This is a genomic window from Serratia sp. BNK-33-b (assembly GCF_048684565.1).
Taxonomy (GTDB): Bacteria; Pseudomonadota; Gammaproteobacteria; order Enterobacterales; family Enterobacteriaceae; genus Serratia; species Serratia marcescens.
In genome coordinates, this window is the sequence record NZ_JBLQTZ010000001.1 from 2,807,040 (window position 1) to 2,830,245 (window position 23,206).

Here is a 23,206-nt window from a genome sequence, read left to right on the forward strand (position 1 = left end):
CGTTTCATTATGCGGAACCGATCAGGATCAAATATTGCGTCAGGTCATTTTTAACCAGAATTCGCCAATATCATTAATCTTTGTGATGATTTCTGAGGGGAATAATGCTGTCATCACAGGGTCATTTGTCGCTATCATGATGAAAAACGCGGCATCTGGGCCGGATCGGCTTTCAATTCCGGCATTCAGCGTCTATCATGCGCGCTCGAAAAATTTCCATTGGCGTAACTGGTTTGAGCTTCTTTTGAATCGCGGGCATTCCCGCAAGCTCCGGCAGTCTTTTCCAGTTGCGGTTCTATCTGCATTAGCCCACGGGATAGAGTAATACGATAAATGACTGAGACATCCTCTCCGACTCCCCTTGTTGAACTGCATGCCCTGAGCAAAGCGTTCGATGGCAAAACCATCATTGCCGATCTGGATCTGACGATTAACCACGGCGAATTCCTCACCATTCTCGGCCCCTCCGGTTGTGGCAAAACCACGGTGCTGCGCCTGATCGCCGGTCTGGAAGACGCCGATTTGGGCCGCATCGTGCTCGACGGCCAGGACATCACCGCCATTCCGGCCGAACATCGCCACGTCAACACCGTGTTTCAAAGCTACGCCCTGTTTCCGCACATGTCGGTGTTCGACAACGTCGCCTTCGGCCTGCGCATGCAAAAGGTGCCGGCGGCGGAACTGACGCCGCGCGTGGAAGAGGCGCTGCGCATGGTGCAACTGGATGCGTTCGCCAAGCGGCGGCCGGGGCAGCTCTCCGGCGGCCAACAGCAGCGCGTGGCCATCGCCCGCGCGGTGGTCAACAAACCGAAGGTGCTGCTGCTGGACGAATCGCTGTCGGCGCTGGACTACAAGCTGCGCAAGCAGATGCAGAACGAACTGAAAGCGCTGCAGCGCAAACTGGGCATCACCTTCGTGTTCGTCACCCACGATCAGGAAGAAGCGCTGACCATGTCGGATCGCATCGTGGTGATGCGCGAAGGCCGCATCGAGCAGGACGGCACGCCGCGTGAGATCTACGAAGAGCCGAAGAACCTGTTCGTCGCCAGCTTCATCGGCGAGATCAACATCTTCGACGCGGTGGTTTTGCAACGTCTCGATCCGCAGCGGGTGCGCGCCAACGTCGAGGGCCGCGAGTGCGACATCTACGCCGATCTGCCGGTGGAGCCGGGCCAAAAGCTGAAGGTGCTGCTGCGCCCGGAAGATCTGCGGGTGGAAGAAGTGAACGACAGCGCGCAGCACGACGGGTTGATCGGGTACGTTCGCGAGCGCAACTACAAAGGCATGACGCTGGAGTCGGTGGTCGAGCTGGAGAATGGCAAAACGGTGATGGTCAGCGAGTTCTTCAACGAAGACGATCCGGACGTCGATCACTCGCTCAATCAGAAGATGGCGGTGACCTGGGTCGAAAGCTGGGAGGTGGTGCTGGCCGATGAAGAAATCGCGTAAAGTCTTTCAGAATGTGGTGATCGTCGGCGTCGTCGCCTGGCTGCTGCTGTTCGTGTTCATGCCGAACCTGATGATCATCGGTGCCAGCTTCCTGACCCGCGACGACGCCAACCTGGTGCAGATGGTGTTCACGCTGGATAACTACCGGCGTTTGTTCGATCCGCTGTATGCCCAGGTGCTGCTGCACTCGCTGAACATGGCGCTGATCGCCACCCTGTGCTGCCTGGCGATCGGCTATCCGTTCGCCTTTATTCTGGCGCGCTTGCCGCAGAAGGTGCGGCCGCTGCTGCTGTTTCTGCTGATCGTGCCCTTCTGGACCAACTCGCTGATCCGCATCTACGGCCTGAAGCTGTTTCTCAGCACCCGCGGCTATCTCAACGACGCGCTGCTGTGGATCGGCGTCATCGACAAGCCGCTGCGCATCATGTACACCTCGGAAGCGGTCGTCCTCGGCCTGGTGTATATCCTGCTGCCGTTTATGGTGATGCCGCTCTACTCCAGCATCGAAAAGCTCGATAAATCCTGCCTGGAGGCGGCGCGCGATCTCGGCGCCAGCAAGCTGCAGACCTTTATCCGCATCATCGTGCCGCTGACCATGCCGGGCATTATCGCCGGCTGCCTGCTGGTGGTGCTGCCGGCGATGGGGCTGTTCTTCGTCGCCGATCTGATGGGCGGCGCCAAAAACCTGCTGATCGGCAACGTGATTAAAAGCCAGTTCCTCAATATCCGCGACTGGCCGTTCGGCGCGGCCACCAGCATCTGCCTGACGCTGGTGATGGGGCTGTTGCTGCTGGTCTATTACCGGGCCGCACGCCTGCTGAACAAGAAGGAGGATCTGGCATGATCGGACGTCTGCTGCGCGGCGGCTTTATGACGCTGGTATACGCCTATCTGTATATCCCGATCGTCATCCTGATCGTCAACTCCTTCAACGCCTCGCGCTTCGGCATCAACTGGCAAGGGTTTACCGCCAAGTGGTACAGCACGCTGCTCAACAACGACAGCCTGTTGCAGGCGGCGGGCCACTCGCTGACCATGGCGGTGCTCTCCGCCACCTTCGCCACGCTGATCGGCTCGCTGACCGCGGTGGCGCTGTACCGCTACCGCTTCCGCGGCAAACCGTTCGTCGGCGGCATGCTGTTTGTGGTGATGATGTCGCCGGACATCGTGATGGCCATCTCGCTGCTGGTGCTGTTCATGCTGCTGGGCATTTCGCTCGGCTTCTGGTCGCTGCTGTTCTCGCACATCACCTTCTGCCTGCCGTTCGTGGTGGTGACCGTCTACGCGCGCCTGAAAGGCTTCGACGTGAAGATGCTGGAAGCCGCGCGCGATCTCGGCGCAAGCGAGTTCACCATCCTGCGCAAAATCATCCTGCCGCTGGCGATGCCGGCGGTGGCGGCCGGTTGGCTGCTGAGCTTCACCCTGTCGATGGACGACGTGGTCGTCTCCTCCTTCGTCACCGGGCCGAGCTACGAGATTTTGCCGCTGAAGATCTACTCGATGGTGAAAGTCGGCGTCTCGCCGGAGGTCAATGCGCTGGCCACCATTTTGCTGCTGCTGTCGTTGGTGCTGGTGATCGCCAGCCAGTGGGTGATGCGCGATCGCGCGCCCAAGGCAGAATAATCCTTCCCGCCGGGCGCCGCAGCGCCCGGTTGTGATCCCCTTCACAACCGGCACCGGTTGTCACTCTCTGACCATCGGTGCCTATTTCCGCCCCGCCGATTGCAGCGGCGAAAACTTCCCCCTATAACTGAATCCAGGCAAGGTGCCTTATTTTTTCTCGCTTCCAGGGAGTTTATTCAGCAACGTCGTCATCCATTAAAATATAAAAAGGAACTGCCATGAAAGGTATTATCGATAATATCTTAAATAAGCTGCAGCTTTTCTCCAAAGCCATGATGGGGCCGATATTTTTCCTGCCGGTAATCGGTCTGATTCTGGCGCTCAGTTCTATTCTTACCAATGCCACATTAATCAATGAACATTCCGCCATCTTCTCTATCGGTAAAATGATCGGCGATACCTTCTGGCCGTTATTCGGCAATCTCGGGCTGATTTTCTGTATCGGTATTACCTACGGCCTGGCCAAAGACAAGAAAAGCGAAGCGGCGCTGGTCGCGGTGATGTGCTTTATCATGTTCCTCGGCGCCAATTCTTCTTATCTGCAATTCAGCGGCCACGTCGCGGCCAAGATCAACGGTGAGTATTATGGCACCGGGCAGACGGAGTTACTGGGTTTTACCGTGGTGGATATGGGCATTTTCCTCGGTCTTATCCTCGGCGTCACCATCGCCTGGGTGCATAACCGCCTGTGCAACGTCGAACTCAACGGCGTGTTCTCGGTCTACGGCGGCGCCAAGCTGGTGCTGATTGCCATGACGCCGATCATCATGCTGTACGCCGTCGCCTTCAGCTACCTATGGCCGGCGATTTCACAGGGCCTGATCGCGCTGACCGGCTTTATGAAAAGCGCCGGCTCGCTCGGGGTATTCGTCTACGGCTTCTTTGAGAAATTCCTGATCCCCACCGGGCTGCACCACTTTATCTGGTCGCCGTTCCAGCTCACCAGCATCGGCGGTTCGATCGTGCAGGACGGCCAGACCGTCTCCGGTTCGCAGGCGATTTTCCTGGCCTACATGCGCGACCCGAGCATCTCGCCGCTGATGAACGAGGCGCTGCGCTTCTCGCAGCAAGGGATGGTGACCATCTTCGGCCTGTCGGGCGCGGCATTGGCTTTCTATCACACCGCCAAGCCGGAAAAGAAAATGCTGGCCAAGGCGATTCTAATCCCCGCCATCACCACCTCGATCCTGGTCGGCATCACCGAGCCGATAGAGTTCACCTTCCTGTTTATCTCTCCGCTGCTGTGGGTGATCCACGCCGTGTTGACCGCGTTGTCGCAGGTGGCCTGCAACCTGTTGCAGGTGCGCCCCTGGGGGGCCAGCGGGCTGGTCGAGTTCCTGGCCTACAACCTGCCGCTGCCGGTTTCCCTCACCCGCTGGCCGCTGTATGTGGTCATCGGCCTGGTGCAGTTTGCGGTGTATTACCTGGTGTTCAAAACGCTGGTGCTGAAGCTCAATCTGAAGACGCCGGGCCGTGAAGATGATCAGGACGTCAAACTCTATTCCAAACAGGATTACCGGAACCGCAAAAATACCCCGGACGAGCCGAGCGGCATCATTATTCGCGCGCTGGGCGGCAAGGAAAACATTATTTCCGTCGATAACTGCTTTACCCGGCTGCGGGTGGAATTAAAGGATATGGCGCGGGTGGATGAGGCCGCGTTGAAAAGCACCGGCGCCAAAGGCGTGGTAAAGAATCGCCGTGAAGTACAGGTGATTTACGGCGTCACGGTCGGCAAGGTCAAAAATCAGGTAGAGAAATATTTAGCGGCACTCTAACGCTTTATTAATGGGAGATATCGAATGAAATTAACCGTTCTCGGCGGCGGCGGCGTGCGTTCCCCGTTCCTCGCCAAGTCCATCGCCTATAACGCCCATCGCATCGGCATTACCGAAGTGGTGTTTATGGATACCGATGAGCGCCATCTGGCGATCTACGGCGCCCTCGCGCAGGGCGTATTCCAGCGCATTCGCGGCGACATTGCTTTCAGTCTCAGCAGCGATCCGCACCAGGCGCTGCAAGGCGCCGACTACATCATCACCACCCTGCGCATCGGCGGCGAGGAAGGCCGCATCCATGACGAGCGCATCGCGCTCAATCACCAGTTGCTCGGGCAAGAAACCACCGGTGCCGGCGGCTTCGCCATGGCGATGCGTTCGATTCCGGCGATCCTCGACTATTGCCGCCTGATCGAGCAGCTTTCCTCGCCGGACGCGGTCCTGTTCAACTTCACCAATCCTTCCGGCATGGTGACCGAGGCGATCATCAAATCCGGCTTCCAGCGCCGGGTCTACGGCATCTGCGACGCCCCCAGCGAGTTTATCCGCGAACTGGCCGAGCTGCTGGACTGCCGCGAAGACCAACTGAGCGTCGACTGTTTCGGCCTCAACCATCTTTCCTGGTTCCGCAATGCGCGCGTCAACGGCGAACCGGTCACGGATCGGTTGCTGGCGGATCCGCGCCTGTATCGCGACACCTGCATGAAGTACTTCTCGCCGGAGCTGGTGGCGCTGTCGGACAATTTGATGCTCAACGAGTATCTCTACTATTACTACTACCGTGAGCAGGCGATCGCCGCCATCGTCGCGGGCGGCGAGACCCGCGGCGAACAAATCGCGGCGATCAACCACCAAATGCTGTCAGAGTTAGGCGAGCTGGACATCCCCCGTCAGTTGGAACACGCCTTCTCTGTCTATTTCTGCCATTACCTGCAGCGCGAAAACTCCTACATGCAGCGCGAGTCCAACCAGGGCAAGGTGAAAACGCGTGAGATGCTGACGCTGCAACAGTTTATCGAACAGCCGGACAGCGGCGGCTATGCCGGGGTGGCGATCGACATTCTGGAGGCGGTCAACAGCGGCCGGCAAAAACGCGTGGTGGTATCGATGCAAAACCGCGACACGCTCGATTTTCTGCACCCGGAAGACGTGATCGAAATCAGCTGCGAATTGAGCAGCGCCGGCATTCAGCCGGTCAAAATGCGCGATATTCCCGACACCCAGAAAAACCTGATTTCGCAGGTGAAAGAGTACGAACGGCTGGCGGTGGCGGCGATCCTGACCGGCAATCGCCAGCTGGCCATCAAGGCGCTGATGGTGCACCCGCTGGTGAACTCCTACTCGCTGGCGAAAACGCTGGTGGAGGAGTACCTGCAGGCTCACCGTCAGTATGCCGGGCACTGGCGCTAAATGGCGCGGCGCGGCCGTCAGCGGCCGCGTCGTTCAAACCAGGCGGTGATCACATTCTCGAATCCCAACAGACAGTGACCGAAAAACGGGTTGGGATAGTAGATATCGTGATCGTATTTTTGCCGGTCCTCAAACAGAAAGGTCATGTCGGCCTGCTGCGCCAGCGGGCTGTCGCCGTCGCCGCAGAAGGCCGCCAGCAGAATGCGGTTACGCTTCACCGCCTCGCCCCAGCTCAGCGCCGAGCCGCTGTTGCCCGACTTTGAAATCACGATCACCATGTCGAAGCGAAAGCGCGTCTCACGGTCAAGAATATCGAAATCCGGCCACAGCGACAGGTAACTGTCTACGCCCAGCGTCATAAACTTGTTGTACATATACTGCGCCACCAGCTGCGAAAAACCGCTGCCGTGGATCAGGATCTTGCCGCTGTCGAGCAGATCGAGAAACTGCGCCTGCTGGGCCGGCGGTGCCGCCGACGTAGGGCGTTCCGCCTGGTAGGCCGGCGCCATCGTCAGGTTGAATTTGATGAAATAGACCAGTTCGAGATAGCCGCGAAAGCCCAGCTTTTTAGCCAGCCGCACCAGCGTCGAGGGGGAACTGTAGCAGCGCGCGGACACCGCGCGGATGCCGTCGTCGATGCAGGCGTCCGGGTTGTCGAGAATGCAGTGCAAAATCGTCAGATCCGTCTTGCTAAGCTCCGCCTGGCTGAAGACCTGTTTGAAATTCATTGCCGCCCTCGTTTATTCGCCAAAATTATTGTTTCGCACGCGCTTCACCGCCTGTCCAGCGCGAGACACACAAATTGTGATGCGCTTTAAGCCGCCGAACCCCTTGATTTGCCAGCGGGATAACCGCCTTTACCCACCCCGCCCCGGCCCCTATAATGGCCCCTTTCTGGGGTATGGCGCGGCCGAAAACGGCAGCCCATACGGGTTCGGCTCACTACTGCTGAAGGATACGCTGCATGAAAAAGTGGTCACATCTGCTCGCAGCCGGGATGATGGCGCTGAGTTTCTGCTCTGCAAACGCCTCTGACGGCAAAACGCTGTATTTCTATAACTGGACTGAATACGTCCCGCCGGGGCTGCTGGAGCAGTTCACCAAAGAAACCGGCATCAAGGTGATCTATTCCACCTATGAATCCAACGAAAGCATGTACGCCAAGCTGAAGACCTACAAGGACGGCGCGTACGATCTGGTGGTGCCTTCCACCTACTTCATCGCCAAGATGAGCAAGGAAGGCATGCTGCAAAAAATCGACAAGAGCAAGCTCAGCCACTTCAAGGATCTCGATCCCACCCTGCTGAACAAGCCGTTCGATCCCAACAACGACTACTCCATTCCTTACATCTGGGGCGCTACCGCCATCGGCGTCAACAGCGACGCGCAGGATCCGTCCACCGTCACCTCCTGGGCCGATCTGTGGCAACCGCAGTACAAAGGCCGCCTGCTGCTGACCGACGACGCGCGCGAAGTGTTCCAGATGGCGCTGCTCAAGCTGGGTTATTCCGGCAACACCACTGACCCGAAAGAGATCGAAGCCGCCTACCACGAACTGCAGAAATTGATGCCGAACGTGCTGGCCTTCAACTCCGACAACCCGGGCAACCCGTTTATGGAAGGGGAAGTCAACGTTGGCATGGTGTGGAACGGTTCGGCCTTTGTGGCGCGCCAGGCCGGCACGCCGCTGGAGATCGTCTGGCCGAAGGAAGGCGGGATCTTCTGGATGGACAGCCTGGCCATTCCGGCCAACGCGCGCAACGTCGAAGGGGCGCTAAAGCTGATAGACTTCCTGTTGCGGCCGGAAATCGCGGTGCAGGTGGCGGAAACCATCGGTTACCCGACGCCGAACCTGGCGGCGAAGAAGCTGCTGTCGCCGGAGATCGCCAACGACCCGTCACTCTATCCGGATAAGGCGGTGATTGAACACGGCGAGTGGCAAAACGACGTCGGCGACGCCAGCACGCTGTACGAAAGCTACTTCCAAAAGCTGAAAGCCGGGCGCTAATACGCCCCGCCATCCCATCAGGGCGCGCAGTGCGCCCTGATGCCTTTCTCAGGGCCTGTCGGCCCGCGCCACCTTGCCCACCAGGAACTTGTGCACAAAACGCGGCACCACTTCGCTGGCCAGACCGTAGTGTTTCTCATCGAACTGGCTCTCTACCTGGCTCGGCTCCAGGTTCAGCTCCATGGCGTAAGCGCCGCCCAGCCGCGCCTCATGCACGAAGCCGGCCGCCGGGTAGACATGGCCGGAGGTGCCGATGGCGACGAAGAAATCGGCCTTGCTCAGCGCCTGGTAGATGTCGTCCATGCCCAGCGGCATCTCACCGAACCACACCACGTGCGGCCGCAGCGGCGCCGGGAACTGGCAGCAATGGCAACGATCGTCAACGCTGAGATCGCCGGGCCATTCGAACACCTGCCCCGACTGGGTGCAACGCACCTTCAGCAGTTCGCCGTGCATGTGCAGCACCCGCTTGCTGCCGGCGCGCTCATGCAGGTTATCAATGTTTTGCGTGACCAGCAGGAAGTTGTCCCCCAGCCACTCTTCCAGATCCGCCAGCGCGCGGTGCGCGGCGTTCGGGACGATCTCCTCCGTCTGCAGCTGACGCCGGCGTTCGTTGTAAAACGCCTGCACCAGCGCCGGATCGCGCTGGAAACCTTCCGGCGTGGCGACGTCCTCCACCCGGTGCTCTTCCCACAGCCCATCCGCGGCGCGGAAGGTGCGAATGCCCGACTCGGCCGAAATGCCGGCCCCGGTCAACACCACCACAAACGGCTTTTTCAGCTCGGCCGCCGCCATGGTGTCACGGTGAAAAATGCGTGAACGAAAGCGCTGATGCAGCACATGCTTACTCTTGCGAAACTGACACAGCCGATGGCGGGTGTGCATTAACTCTCTCCTTACTTTTCCCTGTTTACCCTTCTTACTGGACATTGCGGCGTTGTTGGCTGCATACATTCACGCCTTGCCTCAACGCCCATTACGTTGGGCGAGCCAAATTGAGGAACGCCGCGCCGCGCACGCCGCCGGCGTCGCCATAGCGCGCCTTCTCGATGCGCGGCAGCCGGGCCACCCGCAGCAGGTGCGCCGGCAGCCGCTGCGGCAACGCCTGGTAAATGGCGTCGAAGTTCGACAGCCCGCCGCCGATCACCACCAGGTGCGGATCCAGCACCGTCAGCAGGTTGCCCAGGCAGATCGCCAGCACGTCCATAAAGCGGTCGACGTGAGCCACCGCCTGCGGCTCGCCCGCCTGATAATGCGCAATGATCTCGGTGGCAGGCAAGCGCCGGTCATAGAAATGGGCGTACATCCATTCGAAACCGCGGCCCGATATGTAATTTTCAATGCAACCCTGATGGCCGCACCCGCAGGCAACGCGAGGCACATCACGCCCCAGCACCTCGAGCGCGTCCACCGGCAGGCGCAAATGGCCGAACTCGCCGGCGATATAGTTGCGCCCGGGCACCGTCTTGCCGCCGACGATCAGGCCGCCGCCCACGCCGGTGCCGAGAATGATACCCAGCACCGTCGGGTAGCGGCGGAACTCGTCGTCCCAGGCTTCCGACAGCGCAAAGCAGTTGGCGTCGTTATCGACGCGCACCTCGCGCCCGATCAGCGCCGCCAGATCGCGCGGCAGCGGCCGCCCCATCGCCGCTGGCACGTTGGCGGTAAACAACGTGCCGTCATCGTCGTTGGGCAGGCCCGGAATACCGATGCCGACGCTGCCGCGCCGGCCGCAAAACGCATCCGCCTCAAGGGTCAGATCGCACAACGTGGCCAGCAGCTGCCGGTAATCTTCACGCGGCGTCGGCACCCGCTTTTGCCAAATGCGCTGCAGGTTGTCGTCGAACACCCCCAGCTCAATCTTGGTGCCGCCCATATCGAAACCGTAGTACATAACCCATCCCCAGGCTAAAAAAACGGGGCGGCATCGCTGCCTCCCCGTCGGTTTTATTGTCCGCTCAGCACCCGCGCCGGATCGATGCGGCTGGCGCGCCTCGCCGGATACCAACTGGCCAACAGGCTCAGCACGATGGCAGTCGCCAGCACGATCAGCACATCCAGCCAGTGCAGCTCGGAAGGCAGGAAGTCGATGAAGTAAATATCGCCCGACAGGAAGGAGTGACCGACCAGTTTCTCGACGCCCCGGATGATGTTGGTCAGCTGCAGCGAGGCGATTACCCCGATCACCACGCCGCTCAGGCTGCCCAGCAGCCCGGCCAGCAGCCCGTACCAGATGAAGATGGCGCGGATAAAGCCGTCTTTGGCGCCCAGGGTACGCAGCACCGCGATGTCGGCGCTTTTGTCTTTCACCGCCATCACCAACGTGGAGACGATGTTGAAGCAGGCCACGCCGATCACCAGCACCATCGCCAGGTACATGATGGCGCGGATCATCTGGATGTCGCGGTACATGTAGCCGTACTTGCCGATCCAGCTCTTGATGTAGATGTAAGCGTTGGTCACTTCGCCGGCGTCGCGCACCAGCTTGTTGGCGGCGAACACGTCGTTCATCTTGAGCGCGATGCCCGTGACGCTGTCACCCATGTCGAGATACTGCTGCGCATCGGCCAGCGGCACCAGCGCCAGGCTGTGATCGAGCTGGCCGCTGAGCTGCAAAATGCCGGTCACGTGCAGGCGAATGCGCTTCGGCTGCAGCAGCTTCATTTCCGGGTCGCTGTTGGGGATCATCACCGTGACATAGGCGCCCTGCTTGACGCCCAGCGCGTCGGCCACGCCCTTGCCGAGGATCACCTGCTGCTCGCCGGGCTTGAAGTTGGCCCAGGCGTCGCCCTGCACATACTGCGGCAGCGCGCTCAGTCGGCTCTCCTGCTGCGGATCCACGCCTTTGACTTCCACCGCGCGCAGCTGCGCGCCGTTTTCCATCAGGCCGGTAAAGTTAATGTACGGCGCGGCGGCCAAGATGCCCGGCACCTTTTCCACCCGCTGCAGAATCGACGGCCAGCCGCTGAACGGCTGATTGACCGGTTCGAGCTCGCCGTGCGGCACCACCGCCAGAATGCGGTTCTTGAGCTCGCGCTCAAAGCCGTTCATCGCGCTCAGGCCGACGATCAGCACCGCCACCCCCAGCGCGATGCCGATGGTGGAGATGACCGAGATCAGCGACACCATGCCGCCGCGTTTACGGCCGCGGCTAAAACGCAGGGCCGTCAGGAAGGACAGTGAGGCTCCCGCCATTACTCGGCCCCCATCAGGGTCAGCTGCGCCTGCAGGTGGCCGTCGGCCATTTCCAGCTGGCGGCTCAGGCGCTTGGCCAGCTGCAGATCGTGCGTTACCACCAGGAAAGCGGTGCCCTGGCGCACGTTCAGCTCGCCGAGCAGATCGAAGATGCTGTCCGCGGTGCGCTTGTCGAGGTTGCCGGTCGGTTCGTCCGCCAGCACCAGCGCCGGGTTGTTGACCAGCGCGCGCGCGATCGCCACGCGCTGACGCTCGCCGCCGGAAAGCTCGGACGGGCGGTGTTTGCTGCGCTTTTCCAGCCCGACCGCCGCCAGCATCTCCCGCGCTTTCTCCTGCGCCTGCGCCGGCTTGGCGCCGCCGATCAAGAGCGGCATGGCGGCGTTTTCCAACGCGGTGAAGTCCGGCAACAGATGGTGGAACTGATAGATGAAACCCAGCTGGCGGTTGCGCAGCTCGGCCTTGGCCGCCGAAGACATGGCGTTCAGCGATTCGCCCTTGAAGATCACCTCGCCGGAGGTCGGCGAGTCCAGCCCGCCCAGCAGGTGCAACAGGGTGCTCTTGCCGGAACCCGAGCTGCCGACGATCGCCATCATCTCGCCCTGCTGCATGGCAAAGCTGACATTGCGCAGCACGTCGGTGTGCAGATTGCCTTCCTGGTAGGTCTTGCACAGGTTGTCACACTGCAGCAAAAGATGGTTACTCATAACGTAAAGCCTCAGCGGGTTGTACGGCGGCAGCGCGCCATGAAGGATAAAGCGTGGACAACAGGGAAACCGCCATCGCCACCACGGCGATGATCGTCACCTGCAGCGGATCGACCGCCACCGGCAGCGAAGCGCCGTCGATCAAGGCGCCGAGGATCGGCATCAGGTTATTCAGGTTGGTGGCCAGCAGCACGCCGAGCAGCGTGCCGAGCAGCGAACCGATAATGCCGGCGCTGGCGCCTTGCACCATGAACACCGACATAATCTGGCGGCGGGTCAGCCCCTGGGTCTGCAGAATGGCGACCTCGCCCTGCTTCTCCATCACCAGCAGGCCGAGCGACGTAATGATGTTAAACGCCGCCACCGCCACGATCAGGCTGAGCAGCAGCCCCATCATGTTCTTCTCCATACGCACCGCCTGGAACAGCTCGCCCTTGCGATCGCGCCAGTCTTTCCAGACAGTGCCCGCCGGCAGCGCCTGTTGGCTGAGGGTATCGACCGTCAGCGGCTGTTGCAGGAACAGGCGCCAGCCGGTGATGTTGCCGGCCGGGTAGCGCATCAGGCGCGAAGCGTCCTGTTGGTTGACCAGCAGCTGATAGCCGTCCACCTCGCTGTTGGCGTGGAAGGTGCCGATGAGAGTGAACAGGCGCTGGCTGGGAATGCGGCCCATCGGCGTGAACTGGCTGGCGCTCGGCACCATCACGCGCAGCGAATCGCCGCGCTTGACGCCCAGTTGCCCCGCCAGCTGTTCGCCGATGATGATGTTGTATTGGCCCGGCTGCAGCTGCTGTTGCTTGACGTTGACCAGATATGGGGTCAGCGGATCGGCCTCGTCGGGATTGACGCCGAGCATCACCCCGACCGCCACGCTGCGGGCGCTTTGCAGCACCACGTCACCGGTGGTCAGCGGCGCGACGCGCGTGACGCCCTGCAGCTTCTGCACCTCGGAGGCCGGCAGCTGCTGCGGGTTGACCGATCCTTGCGGACTGGTGACCAACGCCTGCGGCATCAGGCCGAGAATGTTGTTTTCCAGATCCTTTTCGAATCCGTTCATCACCGACAGCACGGTGACCAACGCCATCACCCCCAGCGTAATGCCGATGGTGGAAAGCCAGGAAACAAACCGCCCGAAGCGGTCTGAGGCTCGCCCGCGCATGTAGCGCAGGCCAATGAATAACGCGACAGGTTGATACATGAAATCCGTTTGATAGCCGTGGCTTAAGCAAAGTGATCATGGATAATAAAGGCTCTCCCTCGTTTAGGGAACACCCGACGGCCTTTTATTGCGTGGCGCAGACGAGAGCGGTGGCGGCAGATTAGCGCAAGATTTACCCGTCGCTGCAAAAAATCGACGGCGTTAACCGGTTAAATAACCGGCAAAAAAGCGATGGGCAGCGCTTTTTGCTGTGTCAGTTTGCCGGCCGCTGGGCTACTATAAACAGCATAAAAGCGCTGGGTTATCCGTGCCGGGACGCCCTCTAACACATTGATTAAAGATACCTGAATGAGCACTTCCGATAGCCGTAACCGTTCTTCATCCCCTCGTTATTCTCTGCCCGATCGCGCGGGCGATCTGCGCCAGCTGGGGCAACTGACCGGCGCGGCCTGCGCCGTGGAGTGCGCCGAGATCGTCGAGCGCCACCCTGGCCCGGTGATGCTGATCGCGCCGGATATGCAAAACGCCCTGCGGCTGCGCGACGAGATCCAGCAGTTCACCGATCAGATGGTGACCACGCTGTCCGACTGGGAAACCCTGCCGTACGACAGCTTCTCGCCGCATCAGGAAATCATCTCGGATCGTTTGTCGAGCCTGTATCACCTGCCGACCATGGCGCGCGGCGTGATCATTCTGCCGGTCAACACCCTGATGCAGCGCGTCTGCCCGCACGAATTCCTGCACGGCCATGCGCTGGTGATGAAGAAAGGCCAGCGCCTGTCGCGCGACAAGCTGCGCGCGCAGTTGGAACAGGCCGGTTACCGCAGCGTCGATCAGGTGATGGAGCATGGCGAATTCGCCACCCGCGGCGCGCTGCTCGATCTTTACCCGATGGGTAGCGACGAGCCTTACCGCATCGACTTTTTCGATGACGAAATCGACAGTCTGCGCATCTTTGACGTCGATACCCAGCGCACGCTGAGCGAAGTCGAGGCCATCAATCTGTTGCCGGCCCACGAGTTCCCCACCGACAAGAACGCCATCGAGCTGTTCCGCAGCCAGTGGCGCGAGCAGTTTGAGGTGCGTCGCGACGCCGAGCACATCTATCAGCAGGTCAGCAAAAGCGCCTGGCCCGCCGGTATCGAATACTGGCAGCCGCTGTTCTTCAGCCAGCCGCTGCCGTCGCTGTTCAGCTACCTGCCGGCCAATACGCTGATCGTCAATACCGGCGATCTGGAGGGCGCCGCCGAGCGCTTCTGGCAGGACGTCAACCAGCGTTACGAAAGCCGCCGCGTCGATCCGATGCGTCCGCTGCTGGCGCCGGATACGCTGTGGCTGCGCGTTGATGCGCTGTTCGGCGAGCTGAAGGCCTGGCCGCGCATCGCGCTGAAAACCGATGAGCTGCCGGCCAAGGCCGGCAATACCAATCTGGATTACCATGCCCTGCCCGATCTGGCGGTGCAGGCGCAGCATAAATCCCCACTGGATAATTTGCGGCGCTTTATCGAAGGCTTCGACGGTAGCGTGATTTTCTCCGTCGAGAGCGAGGGGCGGCGTGAAACGCTGCAGGATCTGCTCGGCCGCATCAAGCTGGCGCCGGCGCTGATTCAGCGTCTCGATCAGGCGGAGACGACAGGCCGTTACATGATGGTCGGCGCCGCCGAACACGGCTTCCTCGACGGCCTGCGCCAGCGGGCGCTGATCTGCGAAAGCGATCTGCTCGGCGAGCGCGTCAGCCGCCGCCGGCAGGACAACCGGCGCACCATTAACACCGATACCCTGATCCGCAACCTGGCGGAGCTGCATCCCGGCCAGCCGGTGGTGCACCTGGAGCACGGCGTTGGCCGCTACGTCGGCCTGACCACGCTGGAAGCCGGCGGCATCAAGGCCGAATACCTGATCCTCTCCTACGCCGGTGAGGACAAGCTGTACGTGCCGGTGTCCTCGCTGCATCTGATCAGCCGCTACGCCGGCGGCGCGGACGAAAACGCTCCGCTGCACAAACTGGGTGGCGACGCCTGGACGCGCGCGCGGCAGAAAGCGGCCGAGCGGGTGCGCGACGTAGCGGCCGAGCTGCTGGATATCTACGCCCAGCGCGCCGCCAAGGCCGGTTTCGCCTTCAAACACAACCGCGAGCAGTACCAGCTGTTCTGCCAGAGCTTCCCGTTCGAAACCACGCCGGATCAGGAACAGGCGATCAACGCGGTGCTGAGCGACATGTGCCAGCCGCTGGCGATGGACCGCCTGGTGTGCGGCGACGTCGGCTTCGGCAAAACCGAAGTGGCGATGCGCGCCGCCTTCCTGGCGGTGGAAAACGGCAAGCAGGTGGCGGTCCTGGTGCCGACGACACTGCTGGCGCAGCAGCACTTCGACAACTTCCGCGATCGCTTCGCCACCTGGCCGATCCGCATCGAGATGATGTCGCGTTTCCGCAGCGCCAAAGAGCAGCAGCAGGTGCTGGACGACGCGGCCGAAGGCAAAGTGGACATCATTATCGGCACCCACAAGCTGTTGCAGAGCGATCTGCGCTGGAAAGACCTGGGGCTGCTGATCGTCGATGAAGAGCACCGCTTTGGCGTGCGCCACAAGGAACGCATCAAAGCGATGCGCGCCGACGTCGATATCCTGACGCTGACCGCCACGCCGATCCCGCGTACGCTGAACATGGCGATGAGCGGCATGCGCGATCTGTCGATCATCGCCACCCCACCGGCGCGCCGGCTGGCGGTGAAGACCTTCGTGCGCGAATACGACAGTCTGGTGGTGCGCGAGGCGATCCTGCGCGAAGTGCTGCGCGGTGGCCAGGTTTACTACCTCTACAACGACGTGGAAAACATCGAGAAAGCGGCGCAGCGCCTGGCTGAGCTGGTGCCGGAAGCGCGCATCGCCATCGGCCACGGCCAGATGCGCGAACGCGATCTGGAGCGGGTGATGAACGATTTCCACCACCAGCGCTTCAACGTGCTGGTGTGCACCACTATCATCGAAACCGGCATCGATATCCCCAGCGCCAACACCATCATCATCGAGCGGGCCGATCGCTTCGGCCTGGCGCAGCTGCACCAACTACGCGGCCGCGTCGGGCGTTCGCACCACCAGGCTTACGCCTATCTGCTGACGCCAAACCCGAAAGCCATGGGCACCGACGCTCATAAACGGCTCGAGGCCATCGCGTCGCTGGAAGATCTCGGCGCCGGTTTCGCGCTGGCGACCCACGATCTGGAGATCCGCGGCGCCGGTGAGCTGCTGGGAGAAGATCAGAGCGGCCAGATGACCACCGTCGGCTTCTCGCTCTATATGGAGCTGCTGGAAAGCGCCGTCGACGCGTTGAAAAACGGCCGAGAACCGTCGCTGGAAGATCTCACCAGCAGCCAGACCGAGGTAGAGTTGCGCATGCCGGCGCTGCTGCCGGAAGATTTCATTCCCGACGTCAATACCCGCCTGTCCCTGTATAAGCGTATCGCCAGCGCGAAAAACGACGGTGAGCTTGACGAGCTGAAGGTCGAGCTGATCGACCGCTTCGGTCAACTGCCGGATGCGGCGCGCAATCTGTTGCAGTGCGCGGCGCTGCGCCTGCATGCGCAGAAACTGGGGATCAAACGCATCGAGAGCAACGAGCGCGGCGGCTTTATCGAGTTCGGCGACAACAACCGCGTCGATCCGGGTTATCTGATCGGCCTGTTGCAGGGCAATCCGCAGGTTTACCGCCTGGACGGCCCGAGCAAGCTGAAGTTCACGCTCGATCTGGCCGATCGCCAAAAACGCCTGTCGTTCACCGAAGAGCTGCTGAACGCCTTCCGCGAGCATACGCTGGCGGCCTGAGCCAACGCCCCCGCCGTGGCGGCGGAGGCGGCTTATTCGCGCGGGAATCCGGCGCCCAGCGGCGCCAGCTGCATCACGCGGCTGGTCACCACCCGGTTTTTACCGCCGCGCTTCGCCTCATACAAGGCCTCGTCGGTCATGGCGATCGCCTTGTCCAGCGTCATGCCCGGCAGATACAGCGACACGCCGATCGACAGCGTGATGTGCGCTTCGTCATGCGCATTCAGCAAGAACGTCGAGCTCTCAACCGCGCTGCGAATGCGCTCCGCCACCCCGCCGATGACCTGCGGATCGTAGCTGGCGGTGATCACCATAAACTCTTCGCCACCGTAGCGCCCGACGAGGTCCTCATTGCGCACGCTGTTTTGCAGCAGCCGGCCGACGCTGGCCAGCAGCACGTCACCGGCCGGATGACCGTAGGTATCGTTGATGCTTTTGAAGTTATCCAAATCGAGGATCATCAGCCCGCACGGGCGGCGTTCGGCACGCTGCAGCATCAGCTGATAATCGACGCTGGCGCGGTTGTTGATGTGGGTCAGGCTGTCGGTAGTGGCGCGCGCGCGCATCGCGAAATAGGCGTAGATATGGCGCTCTTTGAAATTCAGCGCATGATAACAAATCGCCAGACAGAGCGCCGAAGCCGCCTGGTACAGCAACACATCCGGCCACAGCCCGCTCAGGTCCACCAACAGCCACACCACAACGATGCGATACAGCGCGATGACGCCGATCGTCAGGTAAAACACCCGATGGGATTTCTTCAGCCACACCCGCGACAGCAGCAGCGGCGCGACGATCGAGGCGATGAACAGGTTATCGACGGTGAAGCCGCCGGTCAGCGCCATAGCGAACAGAAAGCTTACCAGCCCGCTGACGCCGCCGCCGAAGAACGTCACCAAAATCATCGGGATCATCGCAAAGCTGTAATGCACCTTATCGGTCAGCTCCAGCCGATCCTGGCTCAAATACAGCACCGCCACCCCGGCCAGCAGGCCGAAAACAACGCGCTTCCACAGAGCGGATTGATAAGAAAAAGGGGCATTCTTGCTGAGAAGGAAATAGCTTATCGACAACGTCGCGTAGGTGATGCAGGCGTCGCTGTAAAGGGTGGAAATGGACGCAATGTAAGTCATAAATAGTCAGCGCGCTCCTCGGGATCGCCAGGGGGTAATGTGCAGACGTTGAATAACGCATCCCTGTCGTCTCCGCTTCGGCGGCGGCCATTTATACCCGTCGTCTTTCAAACCGCAGCGTTGTTACCTGCACGCTCTCACCCCAGTCACTTACCTGAGTAAGCTCCCGGGGATGCGATCGCTGGGCGCCTAGCTGCAATTTGAAATCCATAGGGATACACAGTCTATTAATAGAGTAGCAGTTCTATCTTATCGCCAAGCCGTCTATCTCACGACGCACGCTTCAGGCTACTCTGAGCGTTGTGTTATCGGGGGAGAACCGCATGAATATCGACGATGAACTGCAAGCGCTCAGCGAACAGGAAGCGACGCTGGCCTTTACCCATTTTGACGCCGCCACCGCCTGGGAACTGGGCGCGGCGCTGAAAACCGCCGCCGAGCGGCGCGGCCTGAGCATCGCCATCGAGATCCAACTGGCCGGGCAGACGCTGTTTTATTACGCCATGCCGGGCGCCACGCCGGACATTGCCGACTGGGTGCGGCGCAAGCGCAATCTGGTGAACCATTTTCACAAAAGCTCTTACGCCATCGGCCTGCGCCTGCAGCAGCGGCAAACGTCGCTGGAGGAGCGTTACGGGCTGAGCGTGCGCGACTATTCGGTGCACGGCGGCGCCTTCCCGCTCACCCTGACCGGCCTCGGCTGCGTCGGCAGCATCAGCATTTCCGGCGCGCCGCAGAAGGAAGATCACCAACTATTGGTGAGCACTTTAGCCCACTTTCTCGGCTTATCCCTGCCCGACCTGCAATAACCGTTAAAACCTTGACTGTCACTTTCCTTTTCAGCCGCAGAATCTGCGGCTGACTTCTCTATTTTCGGCATTTAGCGCCGAACAAAAGGGCGACTCTCTGATTTCCTGCGTCAAATTGACACAGGTCTGGTAATCCGCTGAACAAAAGGCGTATGGTATCTGTCACGTGACAAGACGGACCTCATCGGGCCCGCCATTCCTTTCACTTTTGAAGATTTGGTACGCACCGTAGATGAAAACCCATGAAATAAACAAAATTCGCCCCTTCAGCGCGCTGATAGACGCCTGCTGGCGGGAACCTTATAACCTGGCGCGGTTGCTGAAAGACGCTATCGCCGGGGTGACGGTCGGTATTATCGCCATCCCGCTGGCGATGGCGCTGGCGATCGCCAGCGGCGTGCCGCCGCAGTACGGCCTGTATACCGCCGCCATCGCCGGCATCGTCATCGCCGTCAGCGGCGGTTCGCGCTACAGCGTCTCCGGCCCCACCGCCGCCTTCGTAGTGATCCTGTATCCGGTTTCTCAGCAGTTCGGCCTGGCCGGCCTGCTGGTCGCCACGCTGATCTCCGGGGTATTTCTGCTGCTGATGGGGCTGGCGCGCTTTGGCCGGCTGATCGAGTACATTCCGCTGCCGGTGACGCTCGGCTTTACCTCCGGCATCGCCATCACCATCGCCACCATGCAGATCAAGGACTTTTTCGGCCTGCAGCTGGCGCACACGCCGGAAAATTACGTCGGCAAGCTGTACGCCCTGCTGCAGGCGCTGCCGACGCTGGATTTCGGCGATACCCTGATCGGCGCCGTGACGCTGCTGATCCTGATCTTCTGGCCCAAGCTCGGCCTGCGGGTGCCAGGCCACCTGCCGGCGCTGCTGGCGGGCACCGCGCTGATGGGGCTGCTGACGCTGTTTGACCACCCGGTGGCAACCATCGGCTCCCGCTTCAGCTACCTGCTGGCCGATGGCAGCAGCGGCCAGGGCATCCCGCCTATCTTGCCGCAGCTGCTGCTGCCCTGGGATCTGCCGGGCGGCGGCGGGCAGCCGTTCACTCTGAGTTGGCAAACCGTTTCCGCCCTGTTGCCGGCGGCGTTTTCGATGGCGATGCTCGGGGCAATCGAATCGCTGCTGTGCGCGGTGGTGCTCGACGGCATGACCGGCAAGAAGCATAACTCGAACAGCGAACTGATCGGCCAGGGCGCGGGCAACATCATCGCGCCGTTCTTCGGCGGCATCACCGCGACCGCCGCGATTGCCCGCTCGGCCGCCAACGTGCGCGCCGGCGCCACCTCGCCGGTGTCCGCCATCATCCACGCGCTGCTGGTGCTGTTGGCGCTGCTGGTTCTGGCGCCATGGCTCTCTTATCTGCCGCTGGCGGCGATGGCGGCGCTGCTGTTGATGGTCGCCTGGAACATGAGCGAGGCTCACAAAGTGATTTACCTGCTGCGCCGGGCGCCGAAGGACGACATTCTGGTACTGCTGCTGTGCATGTCGCTGACGGTGTTGTTCGACATGGTGATCGCCATTACCGTGGGCATCGTGTTGGCGTCGCTGCTGTTTATGCGCCGCATCGCCCGCATGACGCGGCTAAGCGAACTGAGCGCCGATGACGGCCGTCTGGTGCTGCGAGTGAATGGCCCGCTGTTCTTCGCCGCCGCCGAGCGCATCTTTAGCGAACTGCTGGCGCGCAGCGAGGACTACCGAACAATCGTGCTGCAGTGGGATGCGGTGCCGGTGCTCGACGCCGGCGGCCTGAACGCCCTGCGGCGCTTTATCGACGTGCTGCCGGCGGATAAAAAGCTGGTGATCACCGACGTGCCATTCCAGCCGCTGAAAACCCTGGCGCGCGCGCGGGTGCAGCCGATCGAGGGCCGCTTGCAGTTCTATCCGACCCTGCCGGAAGCGCTGGCGGCCACCGGCGCCTAAACGTAAAAAAGCCCGACAAGTCGGGCTTTTTTTATGGCGACGAGCGCTTAGTTGCTGGTATCCAGCTCCGGGAAGCTCTTCACCAGGTCGTCGATGGCTTTCATCTGCGCCAGGAACGGTTCCAGTTTGTCCAACGGCAGCGCGGAAGGACCGTCGCACTTGGCGTTGTTCGGATCCGGGTGCGCTTCGAGGAACAGGCCGGCCAGGCCAACCGCCATACCGGCGCGCGCCAACTCGGCCACCTGAGCGCGGCGGCCGCCGGACGCGGCGCCGAATGGATCGCGGGTCTGCAGCGCGTGGGTCACGTCGAAGATCACCGGATGGCCGCCAGTGACGTTCTTCATCACGTTGATGCCCAGCATGTCGACCACCAGGTTGTCATAGCCAAAGTTGCTGCCGCGATCGCACAGGATCACCTGGTCGTTGCCGCCCTCTTTGAACTTGTCGACAATGTTGCCCATCTGCCCCGGGCTGACGAACTGCGGCTTCTTGACGTTGATCACCGCGCCGGTTTTCGCCATCGCTTCCACCAGATCGGTCTGACGCGCCAGGAAGGCCGGCAGTTGGATCACATCAACCACTTCGGAAACCGGCTGCGCCTGCGCCGCTTCATGCACGTCGGTGATGATTTTCACGCCGAAGGTTTTTTTCAGCTCTTCGAAGATCTTCATCCCTTCTTCCAGGCCCGGACCGCGGTACGAGTGGATGGAAGAACGGTTGGCTTTGTCGAAGGAAGCTTTGAATACGTAAGGAATGCCCAGTTTTTGCGTCACGGTGACGTAGTGCTCGCAGATGCTCATCGCCAGATCGCGCGATTCCAGCACGTTCATACCGCCAAACAGCACAAACGGCAGGTCGTTTGCTACGTCGATGTCGCCAATGCTAACCACTTTCTGTTTCATGCTTTCGCCTTTGTTAAGGTTGTTACCGTCGCCTTGCAAACTGCACGGAGTCATTGAATTAATGCAGCGTCACCTGTTTCGGCTCAATCGAGTGGATCTGTACTTTGATCACTTCGCTGACCGGGTCTTCAGGACACTGCTCGACAAAATAGTTGAGATCGGAAATCGCGATGTGGTTGCACTCCAGCTGGGCATAAATCAGCCCGCGGTCGCGGATCTCGTACGGATCTTCCGGATCGAAGCACAGCACCGTTTCGCTGGTGCGCAGCGCCATTTCCAGCTGCTTTTCTTCCATCAGGGCGGCCTTCAACGTGTCCAGCATCTTGCGCACCACCATGATGTTCTCCGACTCATCGAGGTCGTCGTCTTCCAGCTCGGCGCCCAGCCCCAGGTTGCCCTTGATCCACACTTCCAGCTGGTGCTCACTCAGGGTTTCGCCGTTCAGCGGGTTGATCAGCCACAGCTCTTCGTCCAGCCAATCGGCGCGCAGGATCAACTGGGTGGGGAAAATCACCGGCAGCAGCGGCAGATCCAGCGCGTTGGCGATGTGCAGGAAAATGGTGCCCAGCGAGACCGGCGTGCCCTGCCGCCCTTCCAGCACCTTGTCCAGCCAGATGGCGTCCGACAGGCGGTACACGCCGCTGGCGCCGCCGAATCCCCAGGTCTTGTAGAACAGTTCAATGAGCGCATCCAGTTGCTGCTCCTGAGTGATATCGACCGGCACTGCCGCACGCGCTTCATCCACCAGCTGTTGCAGCTTTCGCTCCACGTCGGCAGCCGGGAAGTCGCGCCGCACCGACTGCGACACCAGGATCACCCCTTCGCTCAGCGGCGAGGTGTTAAATTCAAAATCAGCAATGCTACTCATAGGTATCCCATCAGAAACGGTATTTTCGTCGTGGCAAGTTTAATTATCAGATACAGACAGCCCAACGCCAGCACGAACGCCACGGTTCGCAGCCGCTGACTTTTGGTCTTCTTGCCCAATGCGACATAGCCAAGCAGGATATAGATAATAACGCCAAACAGCTTCTCGGTCAGCCATGAGTCCATACCCAGCAGCGGATAAAACCCGAACGTCACCACCAGCGCGATGCCGCTGACGAACAGCAGCGTGTCATTCAGGTGCGGCGCTACCTTGACCCAGCGGCGCCCCATGATCGGCGAGCGGCGCCACTGCCAGTAGAAACGCAGCACAAACAAGGTAATACTGATGGCGACCGTCAGCAAATGGAAATGTTTCAACGCGGTGTATGCAGTCATGATGCTCCCTTAAATGGCCCGGGCGTCGTTATT

20 protein-coding genes are annotated in these 23,206 nt (G+C 60.8%); 10 read left to right on the top strand and 10 right to left on the bottom strand.

The annotated features are described in order from the left end of the window. Window positions 1-34: 34 nt before the first annotated feature. The 6 genes from ACMGGK_RS13370 (at window position 35) to ACMGGK_RS13395 (ending at window position 6,260) form a co-directional block, all read left to right on the top strand. Window positions 35-325, top strand: coding sequence for a hypothetical protein (locus ACMGGK_RS13370; protein ID WP_126502237.1), 291 nt, complete (start codon window positions 35-37; stop codon window positions 323-325). Between the two features lie 8 nt (window positions 326-333). Beyond that, window positions 334-1,449: a spermidine/putrescine ABC transporter ATP-binding protein PotA gene (gene potA, locus ACMGGK_RS13375; RefSeq protein WP_016928080.1), complete on the top strand. Its 1,116-nt coding sequence runs from the start codon at window positions 334-336 to the stop codon at window positions 1,447-1,449. Continuing rightward, a complete protein-coding gene (gene potB / locus ACMGGK_RS13380; RefSeq protein ID WP_004941149.1) occupies window positions 1,433-2,293 on the top strand; it encodes a spermidine/putrescine ABC transporter permease PotB in 861 nt (286 codons plus the stop codon). The genes potA and potB overlap by 17 nt, the downstream gene beginning before the upstream one ends. Then, a complete protein-coding gene (gene potC / locus ACMGGK_RS13385) occupies window positions 2,290-3,072 on the top strand; it encodes a spermidine/putrescine ABC transporter permease PotC (RefSeq protein WP_033640617.1) in 783 nt (260 codons plus the stop codon). Before potB ends, potC begins: the two co-directional genes overlap by 4 nt. Before the next feature lie 218 nt (window positions 3,073-3,290). Then, on the top strand, window positions 3,291-4,850 hold the full coding sequence (locus ACMGGK_RS13390; RefSeq protein ID WP_016928082.1) for a PTS transporter subunit EIIC: 1,560 nt from the start codon (window positions 3,291-3,293) through the stop codon (window positions 4,848-4,850). A gap of 24 nt (window positions 4,851-4,874) precedes the next feature. Further along, window positions 4,875-6,260, top strand: coding sequence for a glycoside hydrolase (locus tag ACMGGK_RS13395; protein WP_016928083.1), 1,386 nt, complete (start codon window positions 4,875-4,877; stop codon window positions 6,258-6,260). Between the two features lie 17 nt (window positions 6,261-6,277). Here the strand turns inward: ACMGGK_RS13395 and ACMGGK_RS13400 are convergent, their stop codons facing one another. Beyond that, window positions 6,278-6,988 (bottom strand): MurR/RpiR family transcriptional regulator, encoded by a 711-nt coding sequence (locus ACMGGK_RS13400; protein ID WP_016928084.1) that lies wholly within the window; start codon window positions 6,986-6,988, stop codon window positions 6,278-6,280. A 236-nt stretch (window positions 6,989-7,224) separates the two neighbouring features. On the opposite strand from ACMGGK_RS13400, the gene potD reads away from it, so the two are divergent. Next, the gene (gene potD / locus ACMGGK_RS13405; protein ID WP_148874659.1) at window positions 7,225-8,268 is read left to right on the top strand and encodes a spermidine/putrescine ABC transporter substrate-binding protein PotD; all 1,044 of its coding nucleotides are present in this window, start codon (window positions 7,225-7,227) and stop codon (window positions 8,266-8,268) included. Window positions 8,269-8,316: 48 nt separating this feature from the next. Here potD and cobB read toward each other — a convergent pair whose 3' ends face one another. The 5 genes from cobB to lolC all read right to left on the bottom strand — a co-directional run bounded on the left by cobB (window position 8,317) and on the right by lolC (window position 13,362). Beyond that, the gene (cobB, locus tag ACMGGK_RS13410; RefSeq protein WP_016928086.1) at window positions 8,317-9,153 is read right to left on the bottom strand and encodes a Sir2 family NAD+-dependent deacetylase; all 837 of its coding nucleotides are present in this window, start codon (window positions 9,151-9,153) and stop codon (window positions 8,317-8,319) included. Window positions 9,154-9,244: 91 nt separating this feature from the next. Further along, window positions 9,245-10,162, bottom strand: a complete 918-nt coding sequence (gene nagK, locus ACMGGK_RS13415; protein WP_016928087.1) for an N-acetylglucosamine kinase — start codon at window positions 10,160-10,162, stop codon at window positions 9,245-9,247. 53 nt (window positions 10,163-10,215) lie between these two features. After that, window positions 10,216-11,463 carry a lipoprotein-releasing ABC transporter permease subunit LolE gene (gene lolE, locus ACMGGK_RS13420; protein ID WP_049300655.1) on the bottom strand — a complete coding sequence of 416 codons (1,248 nt, stop codon included), beginning with the start codon at window positions 11,461-11,463 and terminating at the stop codon, window positions 10,216-10,218. Next, window positions 11,463-12,167: a lipoprotein-releasing ABC transporter ATP-binding protein LolD gene (lolD, locus tag ACMGGK_RS13425; RefSeq protein ID WP_004941120.1), complete on the bottom strand. Its 705-nt coding sequence runs from the start codon at window positions 12,165-12,167 to the stop codon at window positions 11,463-11,465. Before lolD ends, lolE begins: the two co-directional genes overlap by 1 nt. Further along, a complete protein-coding gene (gene lolC, locus ACMGGK_RS13430) occupies window positions 12,160-13,362 on the bottom strand; it encodes a lipoprotein-releasing ABC transporter permease subunit LolC (protein ID WP_004941116.1) in 1,203 nt (400 codons plus the stop codon). The genes lolD and lolC overlap by 8 nt, the downstream gene beginning before the upstream one ends. Window positions 13,363-13,671: 309 nt before the next feature. Here lolC and mfd point away from each other — a divergent pair, with 309 nt between their 5' ends. Beyond that, entirely contained in the window at window positions 13,672-17,145 is a 3,474-nt protein-coding gene (mfd, locus tag ACMGGK_RS13435) for a transcription-repair coupling factor (RefSeq protein ID WP_049300657.1), read from the top strand. Between the two features lie 32 nt (window positions 17,146-17,177). Here the strand turns inward: mfd and ACMGGK_RS13440 are convergent, their stop codons facing one another. Continuing rightward, window positions 17,178-18,278, bottom strand: coding sequence for a GGDEF domain-containing protein (locus ACMGGK_RS13440; protein WP_420276949.1), 1,101 nt, complete (start codon window positions 18,276-18,278; stop codon window positions 17,178-17,180). Window positions 18,279-18,601: 323 nt separating this feature from the next. Here ACMGGK_RS13440 and ACMGGK_RS13445 point away from each other — a divergent pair, with 323 nt between their 5' ends. After that, a complete protein-coding gene (locus ACMGGK_RS13445; RefSeq protein WP_016928093.1) occupies window positions 18,602-19,087 on the top strand; it encodes a heme-degrading domain-containing protein in 486 nt (161 codons plus the stop codon). Window positions 19,088-19,319: 232 nt separating this feature from the next. Then, entirely contained in the window at window positions 19,320-21,008 is a 1,689-nt protein-coding gene (gene dauA / locus ACMGGK_RS13450; protein WP_049300661.1) for a C4-dicarboxylic acid transporter DauA, read from the top strand. Between the two features lie 47 nt (window positions 21,009-21,055). On the opposite strand, the gene kdsA is transcribed toward dauA, so the two are convergent. From kdsA to ACMGGK_RS13465, 3 genes are read right to left on the bottom strand one after another with little or no spacing between them, the layout of a single operon-like run. After that, window positions 21,056-21,910, bottom strand: coding sequence for a 3-deoxy-8-phosphooctulonate synthase (kdsA, locus tag ACMGGK_RS13455; protein ID WP_004941087.1), 855 nt, complete (start codon window positions 21,908-21,910; stop codon window positions 21,056-21,058). 58 nt (window positions 21,911-21,968) lie between these two features. Then, window positions 21,969-22,778: an invasion regulator SirB1 gene (sirB1, locus tag ACMGGK_RS13460; RefSeq protein WP_016928096.1), complete on the bottom strand. Its 810-nt coding sequence runs from the start codon at window positions 22,776-22,778 to the stop codon at window positions 21,969-21,971. Further along, window positions 22,775-23,176: a SirB2 family protein gene (locus ACMGGK_RS13465; RefSeq protein ID WP_170913124.1), complete on the bottom strand. Its 402-nt coding sequence runs from the start codon at window positions 23,174-23,176 to the stop codon at window positions 22,775-22,777. Before ACMGGK_RS13465 ends, sirB1 begins: the two co-directional genes overlap by 4 nt. Between the last annotated feature and the right edge of the window lie 30 nt (window positions 23,177-23,206).